This window comes from Auraticoccus monumenti, assembly GCF_900101785.1.
GTDB lineage: Bacteria > Actinomycetota > Actinomycetes > Propionibacteriales > Propionibacteriaceae > Auraticoccus > Auraticoccus monumenti.
The window spans coordinates 1,904,755-1,926,707 of the sequence record NZ_LT629688.1; the positions used below are offsets into that span (position 1 = coordinate 1,904,755).

A 21,953-nucleotide genomic window follows, 5' to 3' on the forward strand; every position below is an offset into this window, starting at 1 on the left:
CCGGCCGGCCCCACCCGGCGCCACAGCGCGGGCAAGCGGCGTCAGGACGATCTGAGAGGATGCGCGACGTGACGGAGATCGCCGAGGGGAGCACCCGACCGACGACGGCGGGTGTGCTGCGGCTGGACCAGATCACCAAGGTGTTCGGGTCGCTGGTGGCCAACGACCGGGTCAGCCTGGAGATCCGCCCCGGCGAGATCCACTGCCTGCTGGGGGAGAACGGTGCCGGCAAGTCGACGCTGATGAACCAGCTGTACGGGCTGCTGCAGCCCGACGGCGGGCACATCCTCGTCGACGAGGTGCCGCAGCGGTTCGGGAACCCCCGCCAGGCCATCGACGCCGGCATCGGGATGGTGCACCAGCACTTCATGCTGGTCGACGTCTTCACCGTGGCGGAGAACATCGTGCTCGGCCGCGAGCCCGGCTCGGCCGGGGTGCTCAGCATGCGCCAGGCCCGCCAGCGGGTGCGGGAGCTGTCGGCCCGCTACCGCCTCGACGTCGAGCCCGACGCCCGCGTCGAGGACCTGCCGATCGGCGTCCAGCAGCGGGTCGAGATCCTCAAGGCACTCAGCAACGACGCCCGCTACCTGATCTTCGACGAGCCGACCGCGGTGCTCACCCCGCAGGAGACCGACGAGCTGATCGAGGTGATGCGCTCGCTGCGCGACGAGGGCCGAGCCATCGTCTTCATCACCCACAAGCTGCGCGAGGTCCGCGCGATCGCCGACCGGATCACCGTCATCCGCCGCGGTGCGGTGGTGGGGGAGGCGGCGCCGTCGGCCACGGAGTCCGAGCTGGCCGAGATGATGGTCGGCCGCGCCGTCTCGCTGACCGTGGCCAAGGAGCCGCCCAGCCCGCGCGACGTCCGGCTGTCGGTGCAGCACCTCACCGTCACCAGCCCCGACGGCCTGGTGGTCGTCGACGACGTGTCCTTCGACGTCCGCGGCGGGGAGATCTTCTGCGTCGCCGGCGTCCAGGGGAACGGCCAGAGCGAGCTGGCCGAGGCGCTGCTCGGCGTGACCGCGGCCAACGCCGGCCGGGTCGAGCTGGACGGGGTCGACCTCAGCCGCCGGCCACCGCGGGACCGGTTGTCGGCCGGGCTCGGTTTCGTGCCGGAGGACCGCAAGCACGACGGCTTCGTGGGGAGCTTCTCCGTGGCCGAGAACATGGTGCTCAACCACGTCGACCAGTTCGCCTCCCGCGGGCTGCTCGACCTCGGCCGGATCCGCGGCCACGCCACCGGGCTGACCGACGAGTTCGACGTCCGGACCCAGTCCATCGACACCCCGGTCGGGTCGCTCTCCGGTGGCAACCAGCAGAAGGTGGTGCTGGCCCGCGAGCTCTCCCGGCCGCTGTCGCTGCTGATCGCCTCCCAGCCCACCCGCGGCGTGGACGTCGGCGCCATCGAGTTCCTGCACCAGCGGATCGTCGCCGAGCGCGACAAGGGCACCGCGGTGCTGATCGTCTCCACCGAGCTGGACGAGGTGGCCGCCCTGGCCGACCGGATCGCCGTGATGTACCGCGGCCGGGTCGTCGGCGTGGTCGGACCCGAGACCTCCCGGGAGGTGCTCGGCCTGATGATGGCCGGCGTCCCGCACGAGGAGGCGCTGGCCGCCGCCTCGGTGACCACGGCCGAGGAGGAGGACGCCCGCCTCGAGGCCGAGGTCGAGCAGCACCGGGGGGCCCTCCAGCACGACGAGCCCGGCCCGCCCGTCCGGGCGGCGCACCGCGACGACGAGGAGAAGCATGTCTGAGCCGCTGGCCGGGACGGCCCCGCGGAGGCGGTGGCGTCCCTGGTTCGTGCGCTGGCGGTCCCAGCTGGTGACCGCGCTGATCACGCTGGCGGCCTTCGTGCTCGCCTTCCTGGTCGGGGCGGTGCTGATGATCGTCTCCGACCCCGAGGTGATCAGCCAGTACGCCTACCTCTTCACCGCCCCCGGGCTGCCGCTGGGCGCGTCCTGGGAGAAGGTGTCCTCGGCCTACGCCGCCCTGCTCGGTGGCTCGATCGGGGGCTGGGGGCCGATCACCGAGACCACCGCCCAGGCGGCCCCGCTGATCTGCGCCGGTCTCGGCGTCGGGCTGGCCTTCCGGGCCGGTCTGTTCAACATCGGCGCCCAGGGCCAGGCCGTGGTCGGGGCCATGGTGGCGGCCTGGATCGGGTTCACCTGGCACCTGCCGCCGGGGCTGCACCTGCTGGTGGCCGTCGCCGGCGGCGTGCTGGCCGGCGCGCTCTGGGCCGGGATCGCCGGTTGGCTGAAGGCCCGCGCCGGTGCGCACGAGGTGATCGTCACCATCATGCTGAACTACGTGGCCACCGGGCTGCTCGCCTTCGCCCTGACCACCACCGCCTTCCAGCGCCCCGGCCGCTCGGACCCGATCTCGCCGATCGTGGACTGGAACGCCACCATGCCCCGGCTCGAGGGGGGACGCCTGCACCTCGGCTTCGTGCTCGCGCTGCTGGCGGCCGTGCTGGTGTGGGTGGTGATGGAGCGCTCCACCGCCGGCTTCACCATCAAGGCCGTCGGCATCAACCCGCACGCCTCCCGCACCGCCGGCATGAGCGTCCCCAACACCACCGTGCTGGCCATGCTGCTGGCCGGCGGCCTAGCCGGGCTCGCCGGGGTGCAGGCCGCCCTCGGTCCCAGCGTGGCCGGGACACCGGTACCCCTCTCGGCCGGTCTGGTGGGCAGCATCGGCTTCGACGCCATCACCGTCGCCCTGCTCGGACGCTCGCGACCGCTGGGCACCGTGCTGGCCGGGCTGCTCTTCGGCGGCCTGCACGCCGGTGGGCTGGCGATGCAGTCCCAGGCGGGGACGTCGGCGGAGCTGACCACCGTGCTGCAGGCCCTGATCGTCCTGTTCGTGGCCGCCCCGGCCCTGGTCACCACCGTGATGCCCTTCCTGAGGGCGCGCCGCGCGCCGCTGACCGGCACCACACCCACCCCCACCGGAGGAGGCCTGGCCCCGTGACCACGTCCACGCCCGTGCACGTCGGCCCCGAGGACGAGGGCGCCCGCCCGCTCCAGCCGGCCCGTCTGGAGTCGCGCGAGGAGCGCACCCACCGCCTCTCCGTCGGCGTCCTGGTGGTCGTCGTCGGGCTGGTGCTGGCCGTGCTCACCTTCAGCACCTCCGGCACCGCCCGCTTCGCCCTCTCCAACGTCTTCGACGAGGTGCAGCTGCCCACCTTCGGCCTCCCCGGGGTACCGGTGGTGGTGCTCTGCGCACTGGCCTGCCTGCTGGCCGGTGCCGGCTTCCTGGTCGGACGGCTCAGCTCGCGGGTGCGGGCGCTGGCCGGCACGGTGGCCGGGGTGGCGTTCGTGCTCGGGTTCCTGACCTGGGCCGCCGCCGGTCGCGACCTGCCGTTCCCGGTCAGCAACCAGTTCTCCGGCACCCTCACCCTGGCCACCCCGCTGGTGCTGGGCGCCCTGTGCGGGGTGCTCTGCGAGCGTGCCGGCGTGGTCAACGTCTCGATCGAGGGCCAGTTCCTCACCGCCGCCTTCACCTCCGCCGTGGTCGGCAGCATCACCGACTCCATCCCGCTGGCGCTGCTGGCCGCCGTGGTGGGCGGGGTCTTCATGGCCACCCTGCTGGCCCTGTTCGCCATCCGCTACAAGGTGGACCAGGTGGTCCTCGGCGTGGTGCTCAACCTGCTGGCCGTGGGGCTGACCGGCTTCCTCTTCGACCAGCTGGTGCAGCCGAACAGCAGCGATCTCAACAGCGCCCCGCTGCTGACCCCGATCCCGCTCCCCGGGCTCTCGGCCATCCCCTTCTTCGGGCCCGTGCTGTTCCAGCAGAACGCCTTGGCCTACCTGGCCATCGCCTCGGTGGTGCTGGTCTGGTTCCTGCTGTTCCGGACGTCCTGGGGTCTGCGGGTGCGCTCGGTGGGGGAGCACCCCGAGGCCGCCGACACCGTCGGGATCAGCGTCCGCGGGATCCGCTGGTCCGCGGTGCTGGTGGGTGGCGTCTTCGGTGGTCTCGGCGGGGCGTTCTTCTCCCTGGCCGCCACCGGCTCGTTCACCAAGGAGATGACGGTCGGCAACGGGTTCATCGCGCTGGCGGCGCTGATCATGGGGCGGTGGCACCCCGTCTGGGCCACGCTGATGGCGCTGTTCTTCGGCTTCGTCACCCAGATGGCCTCCCAGCTGCAGACCCTCAGCACGCCGATGCCCAGCCAGTTCCTGCTGCTGTTCCCCTACGTCGCGACGATCATCGCCGTGGCCGGGCTGATCGGCCGGGTCCGCGCCCCGGCCGCGGACGGGGTCCCCTATGACAAGCCCTGAGGTCGACTGGGAGGCCCTGCGCCGGGCCGCCCGCGACATCTCCCAGCGCGCCTACGTGCCCTACTCCCGCTACCCGGTGGGGGCGGCGGCCCTGGTCGACGACGGTCGGGTGGTGGTGGGCTGCAACGTGGAGAACGCCGCCTACGGGGTGACCCTGTGCGCCGAGTGCGGGCTGGTCTCCTCGCTGCACGCCGGCGGGGGAGGGCGGCTGGTCGCCTTCGCCTGCGTCGACGCCCGCGGGGTGGCGATCATGCCCTGCGGCCGGTGCCGCCAGCTGCTCTGGGAGAACGGCGGGGCCGACCTCCTGGTGGACACCCCGAAGGGGGTCCGGCCGATGACCGAGGTCCTGCCGCAGGCCTTCGGCCCCGAGGACCTCGACGCCGTCCGGGGTTCCTGACCGCTCCGGACCCCGCGCCGGGGAGTCGTTAGGCTCGCGTCCGTGCCTACCGACGCGCTGACCATCGACGACATCCGCACCCTGCCCAAGATCGCCCTGCACGACCACCTGGACGGCGGGCTGCGGCCGCAGACCGTGCTCGACCTGGCCGCCGAGGTCGGCCACGAGCTGCCCGCCGCGGACGCCGCCTCGCTGGCGGACTGGTTCTTCCAGGCCGCCGACTCCGGCACCCTGGTGCGCTACCTGGAGACCTTCGACCACACCATCGCGGTGATGCAGACCGCCGACGCGCTGCGCCGGGTGGCCCGGGAGTTCGTGCTCGACCAGGCCGAGGACGGGGTGGTCTACGCCGAGACCCGCTGGGCGCCGGAGCAGCACCTGCACCAGGGGCTGACCCTCGTGCAGGCGGTCGAGGCCGTCCGCGACGGGCTCGCCGAGGGCGAGGCGGAGGTCGCGAGCCGGGGCCGCACCATCATCGCCCGCCAGATCGTCACCGGGATGCGGCACGCCGACCGCTCCACCGAGATCGCCCAGCTGGCCGTGGAGCACCGTGACGACTCGGTCTGCGGCTACGACATCGCCGGGGCCGAGGACGGGTTCCCGCCCTCGCAGCACCTGGAGGCCTTCGACGTGCTGAAGCGGGCCAGCGCCCGCTGGACCGTGCACGCCGGTGAGGCCGCCGGGGTCGACTCGGTCTGGGAGGCCGTCCACCTGGCCGGGGCCCAGCGTCTGGGCCACGGCGTCCGGATCATCGAGGACGTCACCGTCGCCGAGGACGGCACCCGACGCCTCGGCCCGCTGGCCGCCTTCGTCCGCGACACCGGAATCCCGCTGGAGGTGTGCCCGTCGTCGAACCTGCAGACCGGCATCGCCGCCACCATCGACGAGCACCCGATCGGGCTGCTGGTCGACCTCGGCTTCGCCGTCACGGTGAGCTGTGACAACCGGCTGATGAGCCGGACCACGCTGAGCCGGGAGCTGGCGCTGTGCTGCGAGGCCTTCGACTGGGACCTCGAGCAGCTGGAGGTGCTGCAGCTGACGGCCCTGGACCACGCCTTCCTGCCGCTCCCGGACCGGGCCCGGCTGCTCGAGGAGGTCGTGCTCCCCGGCTTCGCCCGCTGACCCTCCTCGCTGCGGGGACCGGAGCCCCGGGCGGCCTACGGCGTGCGTCCGGGGACGGGCTCACAGCATGGAGGTCAGGACCCCGCCGTCGGCCCGGAGGGCGGCGCCGTTCGTCGCCGACGAGACGGGGCTCGCCAGGTAGAGGGCGAGGTTGGCGATCTCCTCGGGTTCGATGAACCGTTGCAGGAGCGAGGTCTGGTTCCCGGCGGCGATCGCGTCCTTGAGGTCAGCGGGGGCCAGGCCCCGGGCCTGCGAGATCTCGGTGACCGCCCGGGCGACGCCGTCGGAGTAGGTCGGCCCGCCGAGGACGGTGTTGACGGTCACCTCGGTGCCGCGGGTGAGCTTGGCCAGGCCGTTGCCCAGGGCGAGCAGCGCGGCCTTCGTGACGCCGTAGTGCAGCATGTCGGCGGGGACGTTCACGCCGGACTCGCTGCTGATGAAGATGATCCGGCCCCACCTCCGGGCCAGCATGGCGGGGAGCGCGTGCCGGGAGAGCCGGACGGCGCTCATCAGGTTGACGTCGACGTAGCGCTGCCAGTCCTCGTCGGACACGGACTCGAAGGCCTTGACCTCGAACACGCCCAGGTTGTTCACCAGGATGTCGAGCTCGTCGAGGGACCCCAGCAGCCGCCGCACCTGCTCGGGGTCCTGGAAGTCCGCGGCGATCCCCGAGACGGCGCCCTCAGGAGCCGTGGCCCGGAGAGCGGCCACGGCGGTCCGGACCCGGTCCTCGTCCCGCCCGTTCACGACGACCGACGCCCCCTCCCGGAGCAGGGCCTCCGCGATCGCGTAGCCGATGCCCTGGGTGGAGCCGCTCACGAACGCGTGCTTTCCCGCCAGCCGCAGGTCCATGGATTCTCCTCGTCACCGCCGTGCAGGGTTTCAATTACTTGACTGATCAAGTGAACGGTAGGCGAGAAAGGTTTCCTGAGCAAGTTTCGTAGCGCGTCGGGACCGCAGTGCCTGCCGTACCCTGCACCCATGACCGACGACCCGTCCGACGCCGCTCTCCTGCGTGAGGACCTCGAGGCGTGGGCGGCGCTGGCCACCGTCCTGGAGTGGTTGCCGACCGCCCTGGACAGCCAGCTGGAGCGCGATGCGGACCTCACCCACTTCGAGTACGGCATCCTCTACGCCCTCGCGGACGCGCCCGACCGCACGCTCCGCATGAGCGCCCTGGCCGGCTACGCGAACAGCTCGCTGTCCCGGCTCTCGAGAGCGGTCTCGCGGCTGGAGTCGCGAGCGTGGGTGCGACGCTCGCGCGACCCCGGCGACGGGCGCTCGACGCTGGCCCGGCTCACCGACCCGGGGCTCGAGAAGGTGGAGCAGGCCACCCCCGGTCACGTGGGCACGGTCCGGCGACTGGTCCTGGACCCGCTGACGCGGGCGCAGAGGCGGCAGCTGCGGGAGATCTGCCGTCGCATCCAGAGCTCCATCCGCGACGAGGACGGGTGGCGCCCGCCCTCGGGCACCGGCACGTAGCGCCCCCTCCCCGGCGCCGCGGACGGGCGCACCCCGTCCGCGGAAGGAGCTCAAACTCGGCCGGTCCCGGACGCGCCGTCAGGCTCGATTCGTCGAACTCGGCGCCCCAGCGCCTCGACGCCTCGACCTACTTCGACGCCTCGATCAGCGCCAGCGTCCGGGTCGCGCCCTCGGCCGGGCTGGCCCGGCCGAACAGCACGTCGGTACCCACCAGGGTGAACTCCGAGCTGAACCCGGACGCGCCGGACGGCGTGACCTGCGGCGGCGGCACCAGCTCGGGGGCGACCGCGCGGGAGAACTCGAGGGCGACGGTGGCCTGCGGGTCGAGCAGCGGGGCGATCTCCTCCTGCACCGCCGGGATGGCGGGGATGCCGCGCTCGGTGGTGAGGACGGTGGTGGCCGCCGGGTCGGTCAGCAGGAAGTCGACCAGCAGGGCGCTCTCCTCGGGGTGGTCGGTCCGGGCCGAGACCGACCAGTACATGGACGCCTTGTTGACCATCTGCGCGGGCTCGCCGCTGGCCCTCGCCGGCAGCCGCAGCAGCTCCAGCTGGGTGCCGCTGGCCGCCCCGAAGGCGGAGATCTGGGTGTGGAAGAGCAGGTGGAACGCGGCCCGGTTGGTCGCGAACAGGGAGGCGTCCAGGGGCGTCGTGGAGTTCTCCACCTGCACCGAGGCCGGCGGGGTCGCCTCCGTGGTCGACAGGCGGTCGGCGTACTCGAAGAAGCTGCTCACGGTGGCCTCGCTGACGCCCGGGCCGTCGGTGGGCCAGACCTCCTCGCCGTGCTGGCGCGCCCAGGCGCCGAGCTCGGCGGTCCCGGAGCCGAACCCGTCCAGCCCGTAGACGCCCTCGGACCCGAGCTCCTCGGTCACCTGCGCCGACACCTCGGCCAGGTCGTCCCAGGTCCAGGAGGTGTCGTCGGGCATCTCCACGCCGGCCTGCTCCAGCACCTCGGGGTTGACCGCGACCGAGAAGTTGGCCACCCCGATCGGTGCCCCCACCAGGGTCTCCTCCACCAGACCCGTGTCCAGCACGGTCGCCTCCATCGCCCCGACGTCCAGGGCGGGCTGCTCGGCCAGGTCCAGCAGGGCGCCGCGGGACCCGTAGGCGGCGATGTAGGCCTCGTCCATCTGGATGACGTCGGGGGCGTCGTTGGCCGCGGTCATGGTGGCCAGCTTGTCCCAGTAGCTGCCCCACTCGCTGTTCTCCACCACGACGGAGATGTCGGGGTTGGCGGCGGTGAACGCGTCCACCGCCTCCTGGGTCAGCTTCAGCCGTGAGTCGTTGCCCCAGGTGGAGACCCGCAGCTCGACCGGGCCGTCCGACCCGCCTGGGCCGGAGCCGCAGGCGGGCAGGAGCAGGCAGGTCAGCACCAGCAGGCCGGTGACCAGGCGTCGTCGATCGGTCATGGCGGGATCCCTCTCGGGTCGTTGGATCAGGGGTGGGTGCCCAGGCGTGCGGTGACCGTCTCGGCGGGGCGCCCGCCGTCGAGCCGGGAGTAGTAGGGGTGGTCCTCGGTGAGGTCGGTGCGGGCCACGGTCTGCCGCTCGAGGGCGGAGGCGTAGAGCGCGGTGACCAGCTCCATCGTGGGACGGGTGCTGGCCAGGGTGGTCTGGTGCTCGCGGCCGGCGAGCAGGTCGTCGACGAGCTGCTCGATCTGGGCGCGGTGGTTGCTGGGACGGTCCTGGTCGGCGGAGGCGGCCCAGGCGTCCCGGTCAGTCAGCGGGGTGCCGGGCCCGTCGGTGCCCCCGCCGGCGGGCAGGCCCGGGTCCCGGCCCAGCCGGGCGGCCGCGTCGGGGTCCGGCACCGGGGTCCAGGACCAGTCGGCGTCGCGGTAGCCGTAGACGTGGTCGACCTCCAGCGTCCCCGAGGTGGTGTCCACCCGGATCCGGCTCAGCTCGCGGGGCGACAGCAGGCTGGTGGTGACCGTCCCCACCGCGCCGCTGGCGAAGGTGACCAGACCCAACGAGACGTCCTCGAACTCGACCGGGCGGGCGATCCGCGCGGCGCGGGCGGTCACCGTCTCCCAGGGGCCCATCAGGTGCAGCAGCAGGTCGAGCTGGTGGATGGCGTGCCCGAGCGTGGGGCCACCACCCTCCCCGGACCAGGTGCCCCGCCACTCGGGCAGGAAGTAGCTGTCGGGCCGGTACCAGAGGGTCTCGCAGACGGCGACCTGCGGGGTGCCCAGCGCCCCGGTCTGCAGCAGCCGGGAGGCGCGGCGGGCCCCGGAGCCGTGGCGGTGCTGGAAGACCACGTACAGCGAGCCCGCGCTGGCGGCGTCGGCGGCGGCGAGGACGTCCATGTCGGCCAGCGCGGTGGCCGGCGGCTTCTCCAGCAGCACCGAGCAGCCGGCCTCCAGCAGGGACGCGGCCACCTCGGTGTGGCTGCCCGGCGGGGTGGCCACCGACACCAGGTCCACGCCGGCGTCGGTCAGCTCCTGCCGGGAGGCGAAGGCGGTGCTGCCGTGGGTCTCGGCGAAGGCCTCGGCCCGGGGCTGGTCGATGTCGACCACGCCGACCAGGTCGACCCGGGGGTGCCCGGTGTAGCTGAGCGCGTGGGCGCGGGCGATGGAGCCGCACCCCACGATGCCCACCCGCAGCCGGTCCGCACCTCCGGGCGTGCTCACTCCGCGAACCCGGTCGTGGTGGCGGCGGCCTGGGCCTGCAGCGCCAGCCGCATCACCTCGAAGGTGTGCCGCTGCGGGCAGGCGGTCTCGGTGCGGTTCAGCACGTCGTGGAGCAGGGCCGGGTAGTAGGGCAGCTCCACGTCGGAGCAGTCGACGTACTCGGTGCCCGCGCCGTCGACCACGAAGAGGTGGTCCCCGCCGGGGCGACCCTCCAGGTCGACGTACTTGCGCAGCTCGATGTAGCCCTCGGTGCCCAGGATGACCAGCCGGCCGTCGCCCCAGGTGGGCAGGCCCTGGGGGGTGTACCAGTCCACCCGGACGTAGCCGTGGGCGCCGTCGGCGCGCAGCGTCGCCTCGCCGAAGTCCTGCATCCGCGGCGAGTCCGGGTGGGTGTAGTTGGCCACGGTGCTGGAGACGACCTCGGCCGTCTCGGAGCCGGTGTACCAGAGGAACTGGTCGAACTGGTGGCTGGCGATGTCGGTGAGGATGCCGCCGGTGCGGTGGTGGTCGTAGAACCACTCCGGACGCCCCGCCCCACCGGCCAGGTGGGCGCGGTCGCCCTCGCGGTGGGGGCCCAGCCCGAGGGTCTGGACGACCTTGCCGATCCGGCCGGCGCGGACGAGCTCACCGGCCTTGACCGCGCAGCGGACCTCGAAGCGCTCGGAGAAGGTGACCGACCAGAAGCGGCCCGAGGCGGCCACCGCCTGCTCGAGGTCGCCCAGCTCGTCCAGCGTGATGCAGCCGGGCTTGTCGGCCACCACGTCCTTGCCGTGGCGCAGCGCCTCCAGGGCGATCGGGGCGCGGCGGTCGGGGACGGCGGCCGTGACGACCAGGTCGATCGAGGGGTCGTGCAGCAGCGTGGTGGCGTCGTCGACCCAGGGCGCGTCCGGCCAGCGGCGACGCACCTCCGAGGCCACGGCGGCCTCCGGGTCGTCGGAGGCCAGGCCGACCAGCTCGGCACCCTGCTGGACCAGCCCGTTGATCTGGCCGAAGGCGTGGGCGTGGTCGAGGCCGACGGCCGCGATCCGGATCGGTCGGTCTGCTGCCGGTGCTGTGCTCACTGCTGGCGTTCCTCCGCGGTGCGTGGTCGGGCTCCGCCGACGCTGGTGGGTTATCGATCACATGTGAAGACGCGTCGTACGCTAGTGATCGATAACGTCGGAGTCAACGGTCCGGGAGGTCGTCGTGCAGCCCAAGCGCGCCACCATCTACGAGGTGGCCGACCGCGCCGGTGTGTCGCACCAGACGGTCTCCCGCTACGTCCGCGGGGACGGCGGTTTCCGGCCCGCCACGGCGGCCCGCGTGGAGGCCGCGATCAACGCCCTCAACTACCGGCCGAACCTCACCGCCCGCTCCATGCGGACCCGCCGCACCGGCCGGATCGCGGTGCTGCTGCCCGCGGCAGCCCCGCACCTGCCCCAGCGGCTGCTGGGGGCGCTGTCCCAGGCCGCGCACGAGGAGGGCTACACCGTGGACCTCGTCGGTCTGGAGGGCGGGGCCGCGGAGCGGGCGGTACGGGCGGCGGAGCTCGCGGACTCGGGCCAGTTCGAGGGTGTGCTGGCCCTCGCCTCGCTGGGGGACCGCCCGCTGGCCGGGGCGGGCGCCCCGGTGGTCACCGTGGCCGACTACGACGACGAGATGCGCAGCCTCGGCGCCCTGGCCGACGGCACGGCCTGCGGGGACGTGGTCCGCCAGCTCCGCGCCCTCGGCCACCGCAGCCTGCTGCACGTCGCCGGTCCGCAGTCCTTCGCGTCGGCGCGCAACCGTCGCGAGAGCTTCCTCAGCACCGTGGCCGAGCTCGGCGTGCGGGGGACGGTCGTGGAGGGCGACTGGTCCGCACGGTCGGGCTTCGAGGCGGTGCAGGCCCTGCCCGGGGACAGCGACGTCACCGCCGTGGTGGCCGCCAACGACACGGTGGCCATGGGGGCGGTGCGGGGCGGCCTGCAGCGCGGCTGGCGGGTGCCGGAGGACCTCAGCGTCTTCGGCTGGGACGACGACGAGCAGGGCCGGTTCAGCACCCCGGCGCTGTCCACGGTGGCCGTGGACCGCGAGCGCCAGGGGCGCGAGGCGGTGAGCCGGTTGGTGGCGCTGCTGCGGGGCAGCGAGCCGCCGGCCCACGACACCACCTCGCTGCACACCGTGATCCCGCGCGAGTCGACCGGCCCCGCCCCCGCGGCCCGACGCCGCTGAGGGCGGCCGGGCGTCGTCTCAGCCCTGCGCCTGCAGGTCGATCAGCACCTGCGGGTAGTTGGTGATGATGCCGTCGACGTCCCAGTCGGTGGCCCGGCGCATCCCGGCGCCGTCGTTGACCGTCCAGACGTGGATCTCCAGGCCCTCGGCGTGCACGGCGTCCACGGTGGCCTCGGTGGTCACCGCCAGGCTCGGGTTGACCTGGTCGGCCCACTCCGCCGCGGCCTCGATGTCGGCGTCGCCGGGACGGGTGCCGTAGAGCAGCCCGACGCGCACCTCCGGGGCCACCTCGGCGTAGTCGCGCAGCCAGGCGTGGTCGAAGCTCTGCACCACGATCCGGCCGGAGCGGGCCGAGCGCCTGTAGTCGGGGAGCTCGCGCAGGGCCTCGTCCAGGTCCTGCTCGATGCCGGGGTAGAGGGCCGGGTTCTTGGGCTCCAGCAGCATGCCGGCGCGTCGTCCGACGGCGTCCATCCACTCCTCCAGGGTGGGCACCCGCTCACCGGCGAACTCGGGGGCGAACCAGCTGCCGGCGTCGAGCTGCTTGATCTCGGCCAGGGTGAGGTCCCCGACCCGCCACGGCGCCCGGTCGGGGAACACCTGCTCCACGTCGGTGGTGCGGGTCAGCGTGCTGTCGTGCATGATCACCAGCGCGCCGTCGGCGGTGCGCTGCACGTCGTTCTCGATGACGTCCGACCCCTGCCGGACGGCCAGCCGGACCGCGGCCAGCGTGTTCTCGGGGGCGACCCCGGAGGAGCCGCGGTGGGCGATGACCTCGACGTCGTCGCGACCGGCGGCGCCGGCCACGTCGGTGCCCGCGACGACGGTGGAGCCGGCGGCGGCCAGGGCGATCAGGACGGCCGCGGCGCGGCGGACGGGTCGGGCGTGGGTGCTGGGCATCGGGACCTCCGGTGGTCGTGGCCGCCTCGGCTGACGGCCGTCGCCCCGAGTCGAGTGGCTCCCGGTGAACCGGGGGTGCCACGCGGTGGTGCCCCACGCGAACGGTTGCGGCTGATCCGGGGTCGGACCCGGCGCGGCCCCGGCCCGCGGAGGACCCGCCCGGGGGAGGGCCGGGGGCAGCGGGCAGAGTGGGTCCATGGAGTACACCCACCTCGGCCGCACCGGCCTCTCTGTGTCCCGCCTCTGCCTCGGCACCATGAACTTCGGTCCGAGCACCGACGAGGCCACCTCGCACTCGATCATGGACTCCGCGCACGACGCGGGGATCAACTTCTTCGACACCGCCAACGTCTACGGCCGTGCGGTCAGCGTCGGGCTGACCGAGGAGATCATCGGCAGCTGGTTCGCCCAGGGCGGTGGCCGCCGCGAGCGCACCGTGATCGCCACCAAGCTCTACGGCGACCTGCCCGACGACCCGGACCGTCCCTGGCCGAACTCCGGCAAGCTCTCCGCGCTGAACATCCGCCGGGCCCTGGACAAGAGCCTCCAGCGGCTGCAGACCGACTACATCGACCTGTACCAGATGCACCACATCGACCGGGACACCCCCTGGGAGGAGGTCTGGCAGGCGATGGAGGTCGCCGTCCAGCAGGGCAAGGTGCTCTACGTCGGCAGCTCGAACTTCGCCGGCTGGCACATCGCCCAGGCCCAGGAGGCCGCCGACTCCCGCGGCTTCATGGGGCTGGTCAGCGAGCAGTCGATCTACAACCTGCTCAAGCGCGAGGTCGAGCTCGAGGTGATCCCCGCCGCGGAGCACTACGGTCTCGGCGTCATCCCGTGGTCGCCGCTGCAGGGCGGGCTGCTCGGTGGCGTGATCCGCAAGGAGAACGAGGGCAAGCGCCGCCTCGAGGGTCGCGCCAAGGAGTCGCTGGAGACCCACCGCGAGGCGATCGAGGGCTACGAGCAGCTGGCCGACGACCTCGGCGTGGAGCCCGCCGAGCTGGGCCTGGCCTGGCTGCTGCACCAGCCGGCCGTCACCGCGCCGATCATCGGTCCCCGCATCCCCGAGCAGCTGGACGGAGCGCTCAAGGCCGTCGAGCTCACCCTCGACCAGGACACCCTGGAGCGTCTGGACGAGCTGTTCCCCGGCCACAAGCCGGCCCCGGAGGACTACGCCTGGTGATCGACCTCCTCGATCGCCGGTAGGACGCGTCCGCACCGAGCAGCGTCATCGCGCCCTGCTCGGTGCGGACGCCGTCCCCGGTGCGGCGGGTGGTGCTCGGTGCGACGCAGGGCCGACGCGCCCGTGCTCAGCCCAGGTCGCGAGCCAGCGGGCGCACCAGGGGCTGGGTGGCGGCGACGGCCAGCAGGACCAGTCCCACCGCCAGGACCACCCCACCGGCGAAGGTCGCGACCCCGGCCCAGCTGCTCACCAGCAGCTCGGGGCCGAAGGGCAGCACCATCAGCACCGCCGCGCCCCCGGCCAGTCCCACCGAGGTCAGCAGCGGCAGCAGCGTCTCGCGCAGCCGGGCCCGGCGCAGCACCACCAGGTCGGTGCCGGCCATCTGCAGCCTGTCGTGCACCGGCTGCTGGTCCACGGCGCGGGAGGCCTGGGTGACCCCGGCCGACACCGCGGCCAGCACGGCGGCGATCACCAGGGTGAGCACCGACCCGGTGGCGATGTCGACGGCCAGCTCGTCCTCCGGGCCGATCCCTGGAGCGACGCTCATCAGCCCCGCCACGAAGGTGGCCAGCGACACCCCGGCCACCGTGCGCCAGGCCCCGCGCGGGTCGTCCACCAGTCGGCGGGCGGCCAGCAGCGTCTCCACCGAGCGGGCCGAGCGGGCGGTGAGGCGTCCGACCACCCCCAGCACGAAGGGGGCCACCACCCCCAGGGTGGCGAAGCAGATCCCGAGCACGACCAGGATGGCGGTGATCGAGGGCTGCTGCGAGACGGCCGTCCAGGCCAGCAGCGCCACCACGGCGAGCACCACCCGCAGCACGCTCAGCCGCCGCGGCGTCACCCGGTTGGTGACCCCCAGCGGGGACGTCGTGACCGCCACCAGGCTCAGCAGCGCCGAGCCGGCGGCGAGCACCAGCACCGCGAGCGCCGTGCCCGCCAGCGTCCCCGGCCCCACCCAGAGCTCGGACCAGGCGAAGGTCCGTCCCTGGAAGGTGATCATCGCCACGAACGGCAGGGCCAGCAGGTAGAGCAGCACGCCTCCCAGCGCGCCGGCCGTGGCCTGGGCGAGGGTGTCGAGCAGGGTCAGCTGGGCCACCTGGGCGTTGGTGGCGCCAGCCAGCCGGAGCGCGGCCATCCGCTCGTTGCGTCGCGCCATCGACAACCGGGCCGCGGCCGCTCCCAGGGTGAGCGCCGGGACGGCCAGGATCACCGTGGCCGTCTGGGCCAGCAGCACGTAGCTGCCCAGGTGGTCGCTCGGAGCGGCGGAGAAGCGGCCCTCGAAGGCTCCCAGCCCACCCAGCACGGTGAGCAGCGCGCCGGTGGCGACGGCGAACGCGAGGACCGAGAGGGCGGTGGTGAGCCGGTGGTCGGGCTGGTGCCGGGTGAGCTGCCACCACAGCCGGGTCACCGACGTCCCCCGGCGCCCTCGGGGGCACGGTGGTCCGCAGCCACCAGACCGTCCCGCATGGTGACGACGCGTCCGCAGCGACGAGCCACGGTGGGGTCGTGGGTGACCACGACCAGCGCCGACCCCTCGGCTGCGGTGGCCCGCACCAGCAGGTCCATCACCTCCGCGCCGGTGCCCTGGTCCAGGGACCCGGTGGGTTCGTCGGCGAAGACCACACCGGGTCGGCTGAGCAGCGCACGCGCCACGGCGACCCGCTGCGCCTGGCCGCCGGACAGCTCACCGGGACGGCGGTGCTCCATCCCGGCCAGGCCGACCAGGGCCAGCAGCTCGCGGGCGCGGCCGCGGACCCGGGCCGGACGCTGGCCGTCCAGCAGCAGCGGCAGGGCGACGTTCTCCTCCGCAGGGAGCTCGGGCAGCAGCTGGCCGCTCTGGAACACGAAACCGAACTCGGTGCGGCGCAGCCGGGTGCGGGCGGCGTCGGACTCGGCCGCGAGGTCGCGACCGCCGTGCACCACGCGTCCGGAGGTCGGCACCACGATCCCGGCCAGGCAGTGCAGCAGGGTGGTCTTGCCCGATCCGGACGGGCCCATGATGGCGGTCGAGCCGGCGTCGAGGGTGAGGTCGACGCCGGCGAGGGCGTGGGTGGCGGTCGGCCCACGCCCGTAGGTCTTGGTCAGGGCCTCCACGGTGATCAGCATGGTCACCATCCCAGCCCCGGGGCGGCTCCCGCGCATCGGTCGTCGGCCTCCCCGGGCCGGTGCCACCCTGCCCCGCCAGGCCGAGCGGGCGGGCCGGGAGTCGCAGGCCCGTGTCCATCACGTGCCCCCGCCGCCGGTGCCAGGGCCCACCCGGGCGGGCTGCTGGTACCGGATCGCGTGCGGAGGGCCTGCCCGCTGCAGCCACCGTCCTGTGGCGAGGGGGCGGGTCAGGCGGGTGCCGGGCCGGTGGAGCCACGCACCACCAGGTGGGTGGGCAGCAGCACCGAGCGGCTCTCGTCGACGTCGCCCCCCAGCAGCAGCGAGACCGCGACCCTCCCGGCCTGCTCGGCGGGGGAGCTGATCGTGGTCAGCGCCGGGTGGCAGCAGGCGGCGGCGAAGACGTCGTCGCACCCCACCACGCTGAGGTCGTCGGGGATGCGGATCGACCGCTCGGCGAAGCGCTGCAGCATGCTGATCGCGATCATGTCGTTGAACACCAGCACGCCGGTGGCCCCTGAGTTGATCACCGCCTCCGCGGCCCCGGTGCCGGCGGCACGCACCGGCGGGTGCGGGCCGGTACGGCTCACCTCGACCCCCAGCCGCTCGGCCGAGCGCGCCACGGTGCGCCACCGGCGCTCGGTGGACCAGTTGGTCCGCGGCCCGCTGACGTAGACCAGCCGTCGGTGCCCCATCGAGACCAGGTGCTCGACCGCCTGACCGAAGCCCGAGGCGGCGTCGATCACCACGCTGGGTCGGCTGCGGCGCGGACGGTTCACCGTCACCAGGGGCATGCTGGCGTGCTCCAGGGCGTCCAGCCGGGCCTCCGACAGCCGCGGCGTGAGCACCACCGCGCCGTCGCAGATCCCTCGCACCCGGCTCAGCGCCAGCTCGTCGAGCGCGGCGGAGTTCTCGGTGTCGATCAGCAGCAGGTGCCGCCCGCGGGCCTTGAGCTCGCGCTGGACCCCGCGCAGGAGGTCGACGAAGAACGGGTTGTTGGTGTCGGGCAGCAGCACCGCGACCGCCAGACCGGTGCCGCCGTTGGAGGGCGCCGACCCGGGGCGCACGTAGCCCAGCTGCTCGGCGACCCGCTCGATCCGGTGGCGGGTGGTGACGTTCACCCGAGCCGGGTGGGACAGCGCCCTGGACACGGTCGACACCGCCACCCCGGCCCCGGCGGCGACGTCGGCCAGGGTCGGTGCTCGGTCGGCTGCGTCGCCGACGGGGGTGTCCACCTCCACCGGGGAAGTAGAGCACGATGGCAACACGGTGGCAAACATCTACCGCACTTGCCGTGCACGCGCTTACGCTGTCGGGTGATGAGCCACGATGCCGTGCCCTCGTCCGCTGCCGACGCCCTCGCGTCGGCCGCGACGGCGCCAGGTCACGGCTGCCGGCTGAACGGGCTCGACGCCGAGCCCGCGAGCCCGGTGAGCGCCTCCGGCGGCGCGGCCCGCGCCGCCGCCCGACTGATCAACCACCCTGGAGCGACCCTGCGATGACCACTCCCTCCCAGCCCACCCGCGTTCTCGTCGTCGGCTGCGGCGTGATCGGCAAGCACCACGCCATCGTGCTGACCCGCCACCCCGCCTTCGAGGTGGTCGGCCTGATCGACCCGGTCCCCGGGCGTGCGGCCGAGACCGCGGCCGCGGTGGTCGAGAACGGCGGGACGGCCCCGCAGGAGTTCAGCGACATCGCCGCGGCGATGGCCTCCTCCACCCCGCCGGACCTGGCGGCCGTCTGCACCCCCAGCGGGCTCCACGTCGACCACGCCGACGAGGCCCTGGACGCCGGCCTGCACGTGGTGATCGAGAAGCCGCTGGACGTGACGGTGTCCAAGGGCGCCCGTCTCGCCGAGCGCGCCCGCGAGGCCGCCGGCCGCGGCCAGGTCGTCTCGGTGATCAGCCAGCACCGCTTCGACCCCGGAGCCGTGGCCGTCCGCCGGGCCGTCGACGGCGACGGTCTGGGCACCATCACCTGCGCACTGGCGTCGATGGCCTGGTACCGCAGCCAGGGCTACTACGACTCCGGCGACTGGCGCGGCACCTGGGCCCTCGACGGCGGTGGCGCCGTGATGAACCAGGGCGTGCACACCGTCGACCTGCTCCGCTGGTACCTCGGCCGGCCGGAGGAGGTCTTCGCCCACACCGCCCAGCTGGCCCACGAGCGGGTCGAGGTGGAGGACACCGCCACCGCGACGGTGCGCTTCGCCTCCGGTGCGCTGGCGACGATCTTCTGCACCACCGCCGCCTACCCGGGCCTGACCACCCGCGTCCAGGTGCACGGCACCAAGGGCTCGGCCATCATCGACAACGACGAGCTGCGCTACCTGCACTGCGGTGACGGCGAGGCGTCCGACAACCTGCGCGAGGCCAAGGTGACCGGCAACCAGGCCGAGGCGGCGCTCGAGCAGGTGGAGGAGTTCGGGGGTTCCCGCAACAACGCCGACCGCTTCGTGGCCGGGCACCTGCGCCAGTACGACGACATCGCCGAGGCCATCCAGCAGGGGCGCGAGCCCCTCGTCACGGTGGAGGAGGCGCTGCTCTCCTCGGCGCTGGTGCGCTCGCTCTACGTGTCGGCCACGCTCGGCCAGCCGGTCCGCTTCGACGACGTGCTGTCCGGCGTCCACGACGACGTGCAGCCGGTCGTGCGCGGCGCCCAGCCGGTGGGGGTGACCGCATGAGGTTCTCCGTCTTCACCGCCTCCACCCCCGAGTGGACGCCGCAGGAGGCCGCCCGCACCCTGGGTGAGCAGGGCTACGACGGCGTCGAGTGGCGCGTCGTGGACCAGCCCGCCAGCGACGAGGTCGGGTTCTGGCGCGGCAACCGCGCGACCTGGCCGCTGACCGGGCTGGAGGAGTCGGTCGAGGAGATGGCGAGGGTCAGCCGCGAGGCGGGGCTGGAGATCTCCGGGCTGTGCCCCTACGTCCCCGCCACCTCCCGTGAGGACGTGGAGCGGGTGATCGCGGCCACCGCCGCGGTCGGGGCGAAGCAGCTGCGGGTCGGCGTGCCCGGGGTCGGGCCGGGGGAGACCTACCCCGAGGTCTTCCAGAAGGTCCGCGAGGCCTACGCCTGGGTGGCCGGGCGGGCTGCGGAGCACGGCGTCAAGGCGCTGGTCGAGCTGCACCACCGCACCCTCACCGCCTCGGCCTCGGCCGCGGTGCGACTGCTTGATGGGCTCGACCCGGACGCGGTGGGTGTCATCCACGACCTCGGCAACCTGATCAACGAGGGTCAGGAGGACCACCGCTGGGCCTTCCAGCTGCTCGGGCCCTACCTCGCCCACGTCCACGTCAAGAACGCCGCCTGGCACCAGACCGGGACGCGGGAGGACGGGACGGTGGACTGGGAGTTCCGCTGGGCCAGCCTGCGCGCCGGCCAGGCCGACGTCGGCGGGTACCTCGCCGCGCTGGCCGAGCACGGGTACGACGGCTGGGTCACGGTGGAGGACTTCTCCACCGACCTGCCCCTGGCCGAGCGCACCGCCGACAACCTGGCCTACCTCCGGTCGCTGCTGTCCTGAACCGGCCCCGGGTGGCAGGCGTTGACAACAATTTGCCGCAAACGCTTGCCACCCGGCCCGGTTTGGGTTTGACTGACGACACCTCGGCGCCGACGGCCCGCCTGTGACGGGCCGAGTGTGACACGAGACGACCTTCGACGAAGCAGGTGAATGAACATGGCGCTCGACCAATCAAGCAAGCGCTTACGACCAGCCGGTCGGCCGCAGCCGGATCCTTCCGGCCCGGGCACGGCGACCGTCGCCCGTCCCAGCGCCATGACGCGGTTGTCCCGGGACAAGCTCCTGGTCCTGCTGGGTCTGCCGGGGGCGATCGCGCTGCTGATGTTCCAGTACGTCCCGCTGCTGGGCAACGTGATCGCCTTCCAGGACTACCAGCCCTACCTGGGCATCGGTGAGTCGGAGTTCGTGGGGCTGACCAACTTCTCGTTCCTGTTCGACGGGAACCAGGAGTTCCTCACCGCGCTCTACAACACCATCATCCTGACCATCATCCAGACGGTGCTGGTCTTCCCGGTGCCGCTGGTGCTGGCCCTGCTGCTGAACAGCCTGGCGGGGGAGAAGCTCAAGCGGCTGATGCAGTCGATCCTCTACCTGCCCCACTTCCTGTCCTGGGTCATCGTGGTGTCGCTGTTCCAGCAGATGCTCGGCAACGCGGGGATGCTCAACACGTTCCTGCTCCAGAACGGCTTCTCGATCGTGGAGGTCATCGGGGTGCCGGACCTCTTCAAGGCCCTGCTGACCGCCCAGGTGATCTGGAAGGACGCCGGCTGGGGGACGATCATCTTCCTCGCCGCCATCTCCCGGATCGACCAGGAGCAGTACGAGGCGGCCGCGGTGGACGGCGCGAACTCCTGGAAGCGGATGCTCCACATCACGCTGCCGGCCATCAAGGGGCTGTTCATCCTGCTGCTCATCCTGCGCCTCGGCAACAGCCTGTCGGTCGGGTTCGAGCAGATCATCCTGCAGCAGGGGCCCGTGGGCATCCCGGCCAGCGAGGTGCTGGACACCTACGTGTTCAACAACGGGATCATCGGCGGCGAGTGGGGTCTGTCGACCGCGGTCGGCCTGATCAAGGGCGTCGTCGGGGTCCTGCTAGTGATCGGGGCCAACAAGCTGGCCCACGTGTTCGGCGAGAGAGGGGTGTACGAGAAGTGAGCACAGACCAGGCGACCATCGGTGACGACACCGTCCGCCCCGAGACGGCCAGCGGGCGACCGGTCTGGATGGAGAAGCCCAGCCCGCTCGTCCGCGTCCTCAAGTTCCTCGCGCTCGGTGTCTCCGTCGCGCTCGTGATCATCCCCTTCTGGTCGATCATCGCCACCTCGATCGCCAGCCAGGAGACCATCAACGCCGCCGCCGGTGGCATGGTGATGTGGCCCGGCGGGATCGACCTCACCTCCTACCAGGCGGTGCTGTCCGGTGGCGTGGTCACCCGGGCGATGGTCATCTCGATCCTGATCACGGTGATCGGCACCCTGCTCTCGCTGGCCACCACGGCGGGTCTGGCCTACTGGCTCTCCCGGCCCCGTTCGTTCGGGTCCAAGCCGATGCTGATCCTGCTGCTCGGCGCCGTGCTGTTCACCCCGGGTCTGATCCCCACCTACCTGGTGGTCAAGGAGCTGGGCCTGCTGGACAGCTACTGGTCGCTGATCCTCCCGGTCATGATCAACGCCTTCAACGTGATCGTGATGCGGGCCTTCTTCCAGGAGCTGCCGCAGGAGCTGTTCGAGTCCGCCGCCATCGACGGGGCCTCGAGCGCGACCATCCTGTTCAAGATCGTGCTGCCGCTGTCCAAGGCCGTGCTGGCGGTCGTCGGCCTGTTCTACGCCGTCGCCTACTGGAACGCCTTCTTCAACGCGCTGCTCTACATCCAGTCCACCGACAAGTGGCCGATGGCCCTGGTGCTGCGGACCTACGTGGTCAACCAGACCTCCATCGGCGGCGACCAGCTGGGTGCCACGGAGGCGCTGCCACCGCAGCTCTCGCTGCAGATGGCCATCCTGGTCATCGCCGTCGTGCCCATCCTGCTGGTCTACCCCTTCATCCAGCGCCACTTCGCCAAGGGCGTGATGATCGGCGCCGTCAAGGGCTGACCGTCGTCGCACCACCGACCCACACCTACCCAACGCTGGACCAATAGTCGTACCCCCGGATC

The 21,953-nt window shown here is 72.9% G+C and carries 20 protein-coding genes and 1 pseudogene; 13 read left to right on the top strand and 8 right to left on the bottom strand.

Annotated elements, in window-relative coordinates; all coding sequences use genetic code 11:
- Positions 1-59: 59 nt before the first annotated feature.
- The 5 genes and pseudogenes from BLT52_RS08825 to BLT52_RS08845 form a co-directional block, all read left to right on the top strand.
- Positions 60-1,607, top strand: a pseudogene (locus BLT52_RS08825) (ABC transporter ATP-binding protein); the annotation flags it as partial.
- A 139-nt stretch (positions 1,608-1,746) separates the two neighbouring features.
- Positions 1,747-2,970, top strand: coding sequence for an ABC transporter permease (locus BLT52_RS08830; protein WP_090592490.1), 1,224 nt, complete (start codon positions 1,747-1,749; stop codon positions 2,968-2,970).
- The gene (locus BLT52_RS08835) at positions 2,967-4,280 is read left to right on the top strand and encodes an ABC transporter permease (protein ID WP_090592491.1); all 1,314 of its coding nucleotides are present in this window, start codon (positions 2,967-2,969) and stop codon (positions 4,278-4,280) included. Before BLT52_RS08830 ends, BLT52_RS08835 begins: the two co-directional genes overlap by 4 nt.
- On the top strand, positions 4,267-4,677 hold the full coding sequence (locus tag BLT52_RS08840) for a cytidine deaminase (RefSeq protein WP_090592494.1): 411 nt from the start codon (positions 4,267-4,269) through the stop codon (positions 4,675-4,677). The genes BLT52_RS08835 and BLT52_RS08840 overlap by 14 nt, the downstream gene beginning before the upstream one ends.
- Before the next feature lie 42 nt (positions 4,678-4,719).
- A complete protein-coding gene (locus BLT52_RS08845; protein ID WP_090592497.1) occupies positions 4,720-5,799 on the top strand; it encodes an adenosine deaminase in 1,080 nt (359 codons plus the stop codon).
- Positions 5,800-5,859: 60 nt separating this feature from the next.
- Here BLT52_RS08845 and BLT52_RS08850 read toward each other — a convergent pair whose 3' ends face one another.
- Positions 5,860-6,618 carry an SDR family NAD(P)-dependent oxidoreductase gene (locus tag BLT52_RS08850; protein WP_231946569.1) on the bottom strand — a complete coding sequence of 253 codons (759 nt, stop codon included), beginning with the start codon at positions 6,616-6,618 and terminating at the stop codon, positions 5,860-5,862.
- Positions 6,619-6,780: 162 nt separating this feature from the next.
- On the opposite strand from BLT52_RS08850, the gene BLT52_RS08855 reads away from it, so the two are divergent.
- The gene (locus BLT52_RS08855) at positions 6,781-7,281 is read left to right on the top strand and encodes a MarR family winged helix-turn-helix transcriptional regulator (RefSeq protein WP_090592501.1); all 501 of its coding nucleotides are present in this window, start codon (positions 6,781-6,783) and stop codon (positions 7,279-7,281) included.
- A gap of 127 nt (positions 7,282-7,408) precedes the next feature.
- Here BLT52_RS08855 and BLT52_RS08860 read toward each other — a convergent pair whose 3' ends face one another.
- From BLT52_RS08860 to BLT52_RS08870, 3 genes are read right to left on the bottom strand one after another with little or no spacing between them, the layout of a single operon-like run.
- Positions 7,409-8,686, bottom strand: coding sequence for an ABC transporter substrate-binding protein (locus BLT52_RS08860; RefSeq protein ID WP_090592504.1), 1,278 nt, complete (start codon positions 8,684-8,686; stop codon positions 7,409-7,411).
- 26 nt (positions 8,687-8,712) lie between these two features.
- Entirely contained in the window at positions 8,713-9,903 is a 1,191-nt protein-coding gene (locus BLT52_RS08865; protein ID WP_090592507.1) for a Gfo/Idh/MocA family protein, read from the bottom strand.
- Positions 9,900-10,964, bottom strand: coding sequence for a Gfo/Idh/MocA family protein (locus BLT52_RS08870; protein WP_231946570.1), 1,065 nt, complete (start codon positions 10,962-10,964; stop codon positions 9,900-9,902). The genes BLT52_RS08865 and BLT52_RS08870 overlap by 4 nt, the downstream gene beginning before the upstream one ends.
- A gap of 124 nt (positions 10,965-11,088) precedes the next feature.
- On the opposite strand from BLT52_RS08870, the gene BLT52_RS08875 reads away from it, so the two are divergent.
- Positions 11,089-12,093, top strand: a complete 1,005-nt coding sequence (locus BLT52_RS08875; RefSeq protein ID WP_197679258.1) for a LacI family DNA-binding transcriptional regulator — start codon at positions 11,089-11,091, stop codon at positions 12,091-12,093.
- Between the two features lie 18 nt (positions 12,094-12,111).
- Here the strand turns inward: BLT52_RS08875 and BLT52_RS08880 are convergent, their stop codons facing one another.
- Positions 12,112-12,990: a glycerophosphodiester phosphodiesterase gene (locus BLT52_RS08880; protein WP_090592509.1), complete on the bottom strand. Its 879-nt coding sequence runs from the start codon at positions 12,988-12,990 to the stop codon at positions 12,112-12,114.
- A gap of 196 nt (positions 12,991-13,186) precedes the next feature.
- Here BLT52_RS08880 and BLT52_RS08885 point away from each other — a divergent pair, with 196 nt between their 5' ends.
- Positions 13,187-14,173 carry an aldo/keto reductase gene (locus tag BLT52_RS08885; RefSeq protein ID WP_090592511.1) on the top strand — a complete coding sequence of 329 codons (987 nt, stop codon included), beginning with the start codon at positions 13,187-13,189 and terminating at the stop codon, positions 14,171-14,173.
- Between the two features lie 127 nt (positions 14,174-14,300).
- On the opposite strand, the gene BLT52_RS08890 is transcribed toward BLT52_RS08885, so the two are convergent.
- The 3 genes from BLT52_RS08890 to BLT52_RS08900 all read right to left on the bottom strand — a co-directional run bounded on the left by BLT52_RS08890 (position 14,301) and on the right by BLT52_RS08900 (position 17,517).
- Entirely contained in the window at positions 14,301-15,581 is a 1,281-nt protein-coding gene (locus BLT52_RS08890; RefSeq protein ID WP_090592513.1) for an ABC transporter permease family protein, read from the bottom strand.
- Positions 15,578-16,288, bottom strand: coding sequence for an ABC transporter ATP-binding protein (locus tag BLT52_RS08895; RefSeq protein ID WP_090592515.1), 711 nt, complete (start codon positions 16,286-16,288; stop codon positions 15,578-15,580). The genes BLT52_RS08890 and BLT52_RS08895 overlap by 4 nt, the downstream gene beginning before the upstream one ends.
- 218 nt (positions 16,289-16,506) lie before the next feature.
- A complete protein-coding gene (locus BLT52_RS08900; protein WP_197679259.1) occupies positions 16,507-17,517 on the bottom strand; it encodes a LacI family DNA-binding transcriptional regulator in 1,011 nt (336 codons plus the stop codon).
- Positions 17,518-17,595: 78 nt separating this feature from the next.
- On the opposite strand from BLT52_RS08900, the gene BLT52_RS20775 reads away from it, so the two are divergent.
- From BLT52_RS20775 to BLT52_RS08920, 5 genes are all read left to right on the top strand, one after another.
- Positions 17,596-17,778, top strand: coding sequence for a hypothetical protein (locus BLT52_RS20775; protein ID WP_157677035.1), 183 nt, complete (start codon positions 17,596-17,598; stop codon positions 17,776-17,778).
- Positions 17,775-18,959 carry a Gfo/Idh/MocA family protein gene (locus BLT52_RS08905; RefSeq protein WP_090592519.1) on the top strand — a complete coding sequence of 395 codons (1,185 nt, stop codon included), beginning with the start codon at positions 17,775-17,777 and terminating at the stop codon, positions 18,957-18,959. The genes BLT52_RS20775 and BLT52_RS08905 overlap by 4 nt, the downstream gene beginning before the upstream one ends.
- Positions 18,956-19,798, top strand: coding sequence for a sugar phosphate isomerase/epimerase family protein (locus BLT52_RS08910; RefSeq protein ID WP_090592521.1), 843 nt, complete (start codon positions 18,956-18,958; stop codon positions 19,796-19,798). The genes BLT52_RS08905 and BLT52_RS08910 overlap by 4 nt, the downstream gene beginning before the upstream one ends.
- Positions 19,799-20,053: 255 nt before the next feature.
- The gene (locus BLT52_RS08915) at positions 20,054-20,953 is read left to right on the top strand and encodes an ABC transporter permease (protein ID WP_197679260.1); all 900 of its coding nucleotides are present in this window, start codon (positions 20,054-20,056) and stop codon (positions 20,951-20,953) included.
- Positions 20,950-21,891 carry a carbohydrate ABC transporter permease gene (locus BLT52_RS08920; RefSeq protein ID WP_231946572.1) on the top strand — a complete coding sequence of 314 codons (942 nt, stop codon included), beginning with the start codon at positions 20,950-20,952 and terminating at the stop codon, positions 21,889-21,891. Before BLT52_RS08915 ends, BLT52_RS08920 begins: the two co-directional genes overlap by 4 nt.
- Positions 21,892-21,953 lie beyond the last annotated feature (62 nt).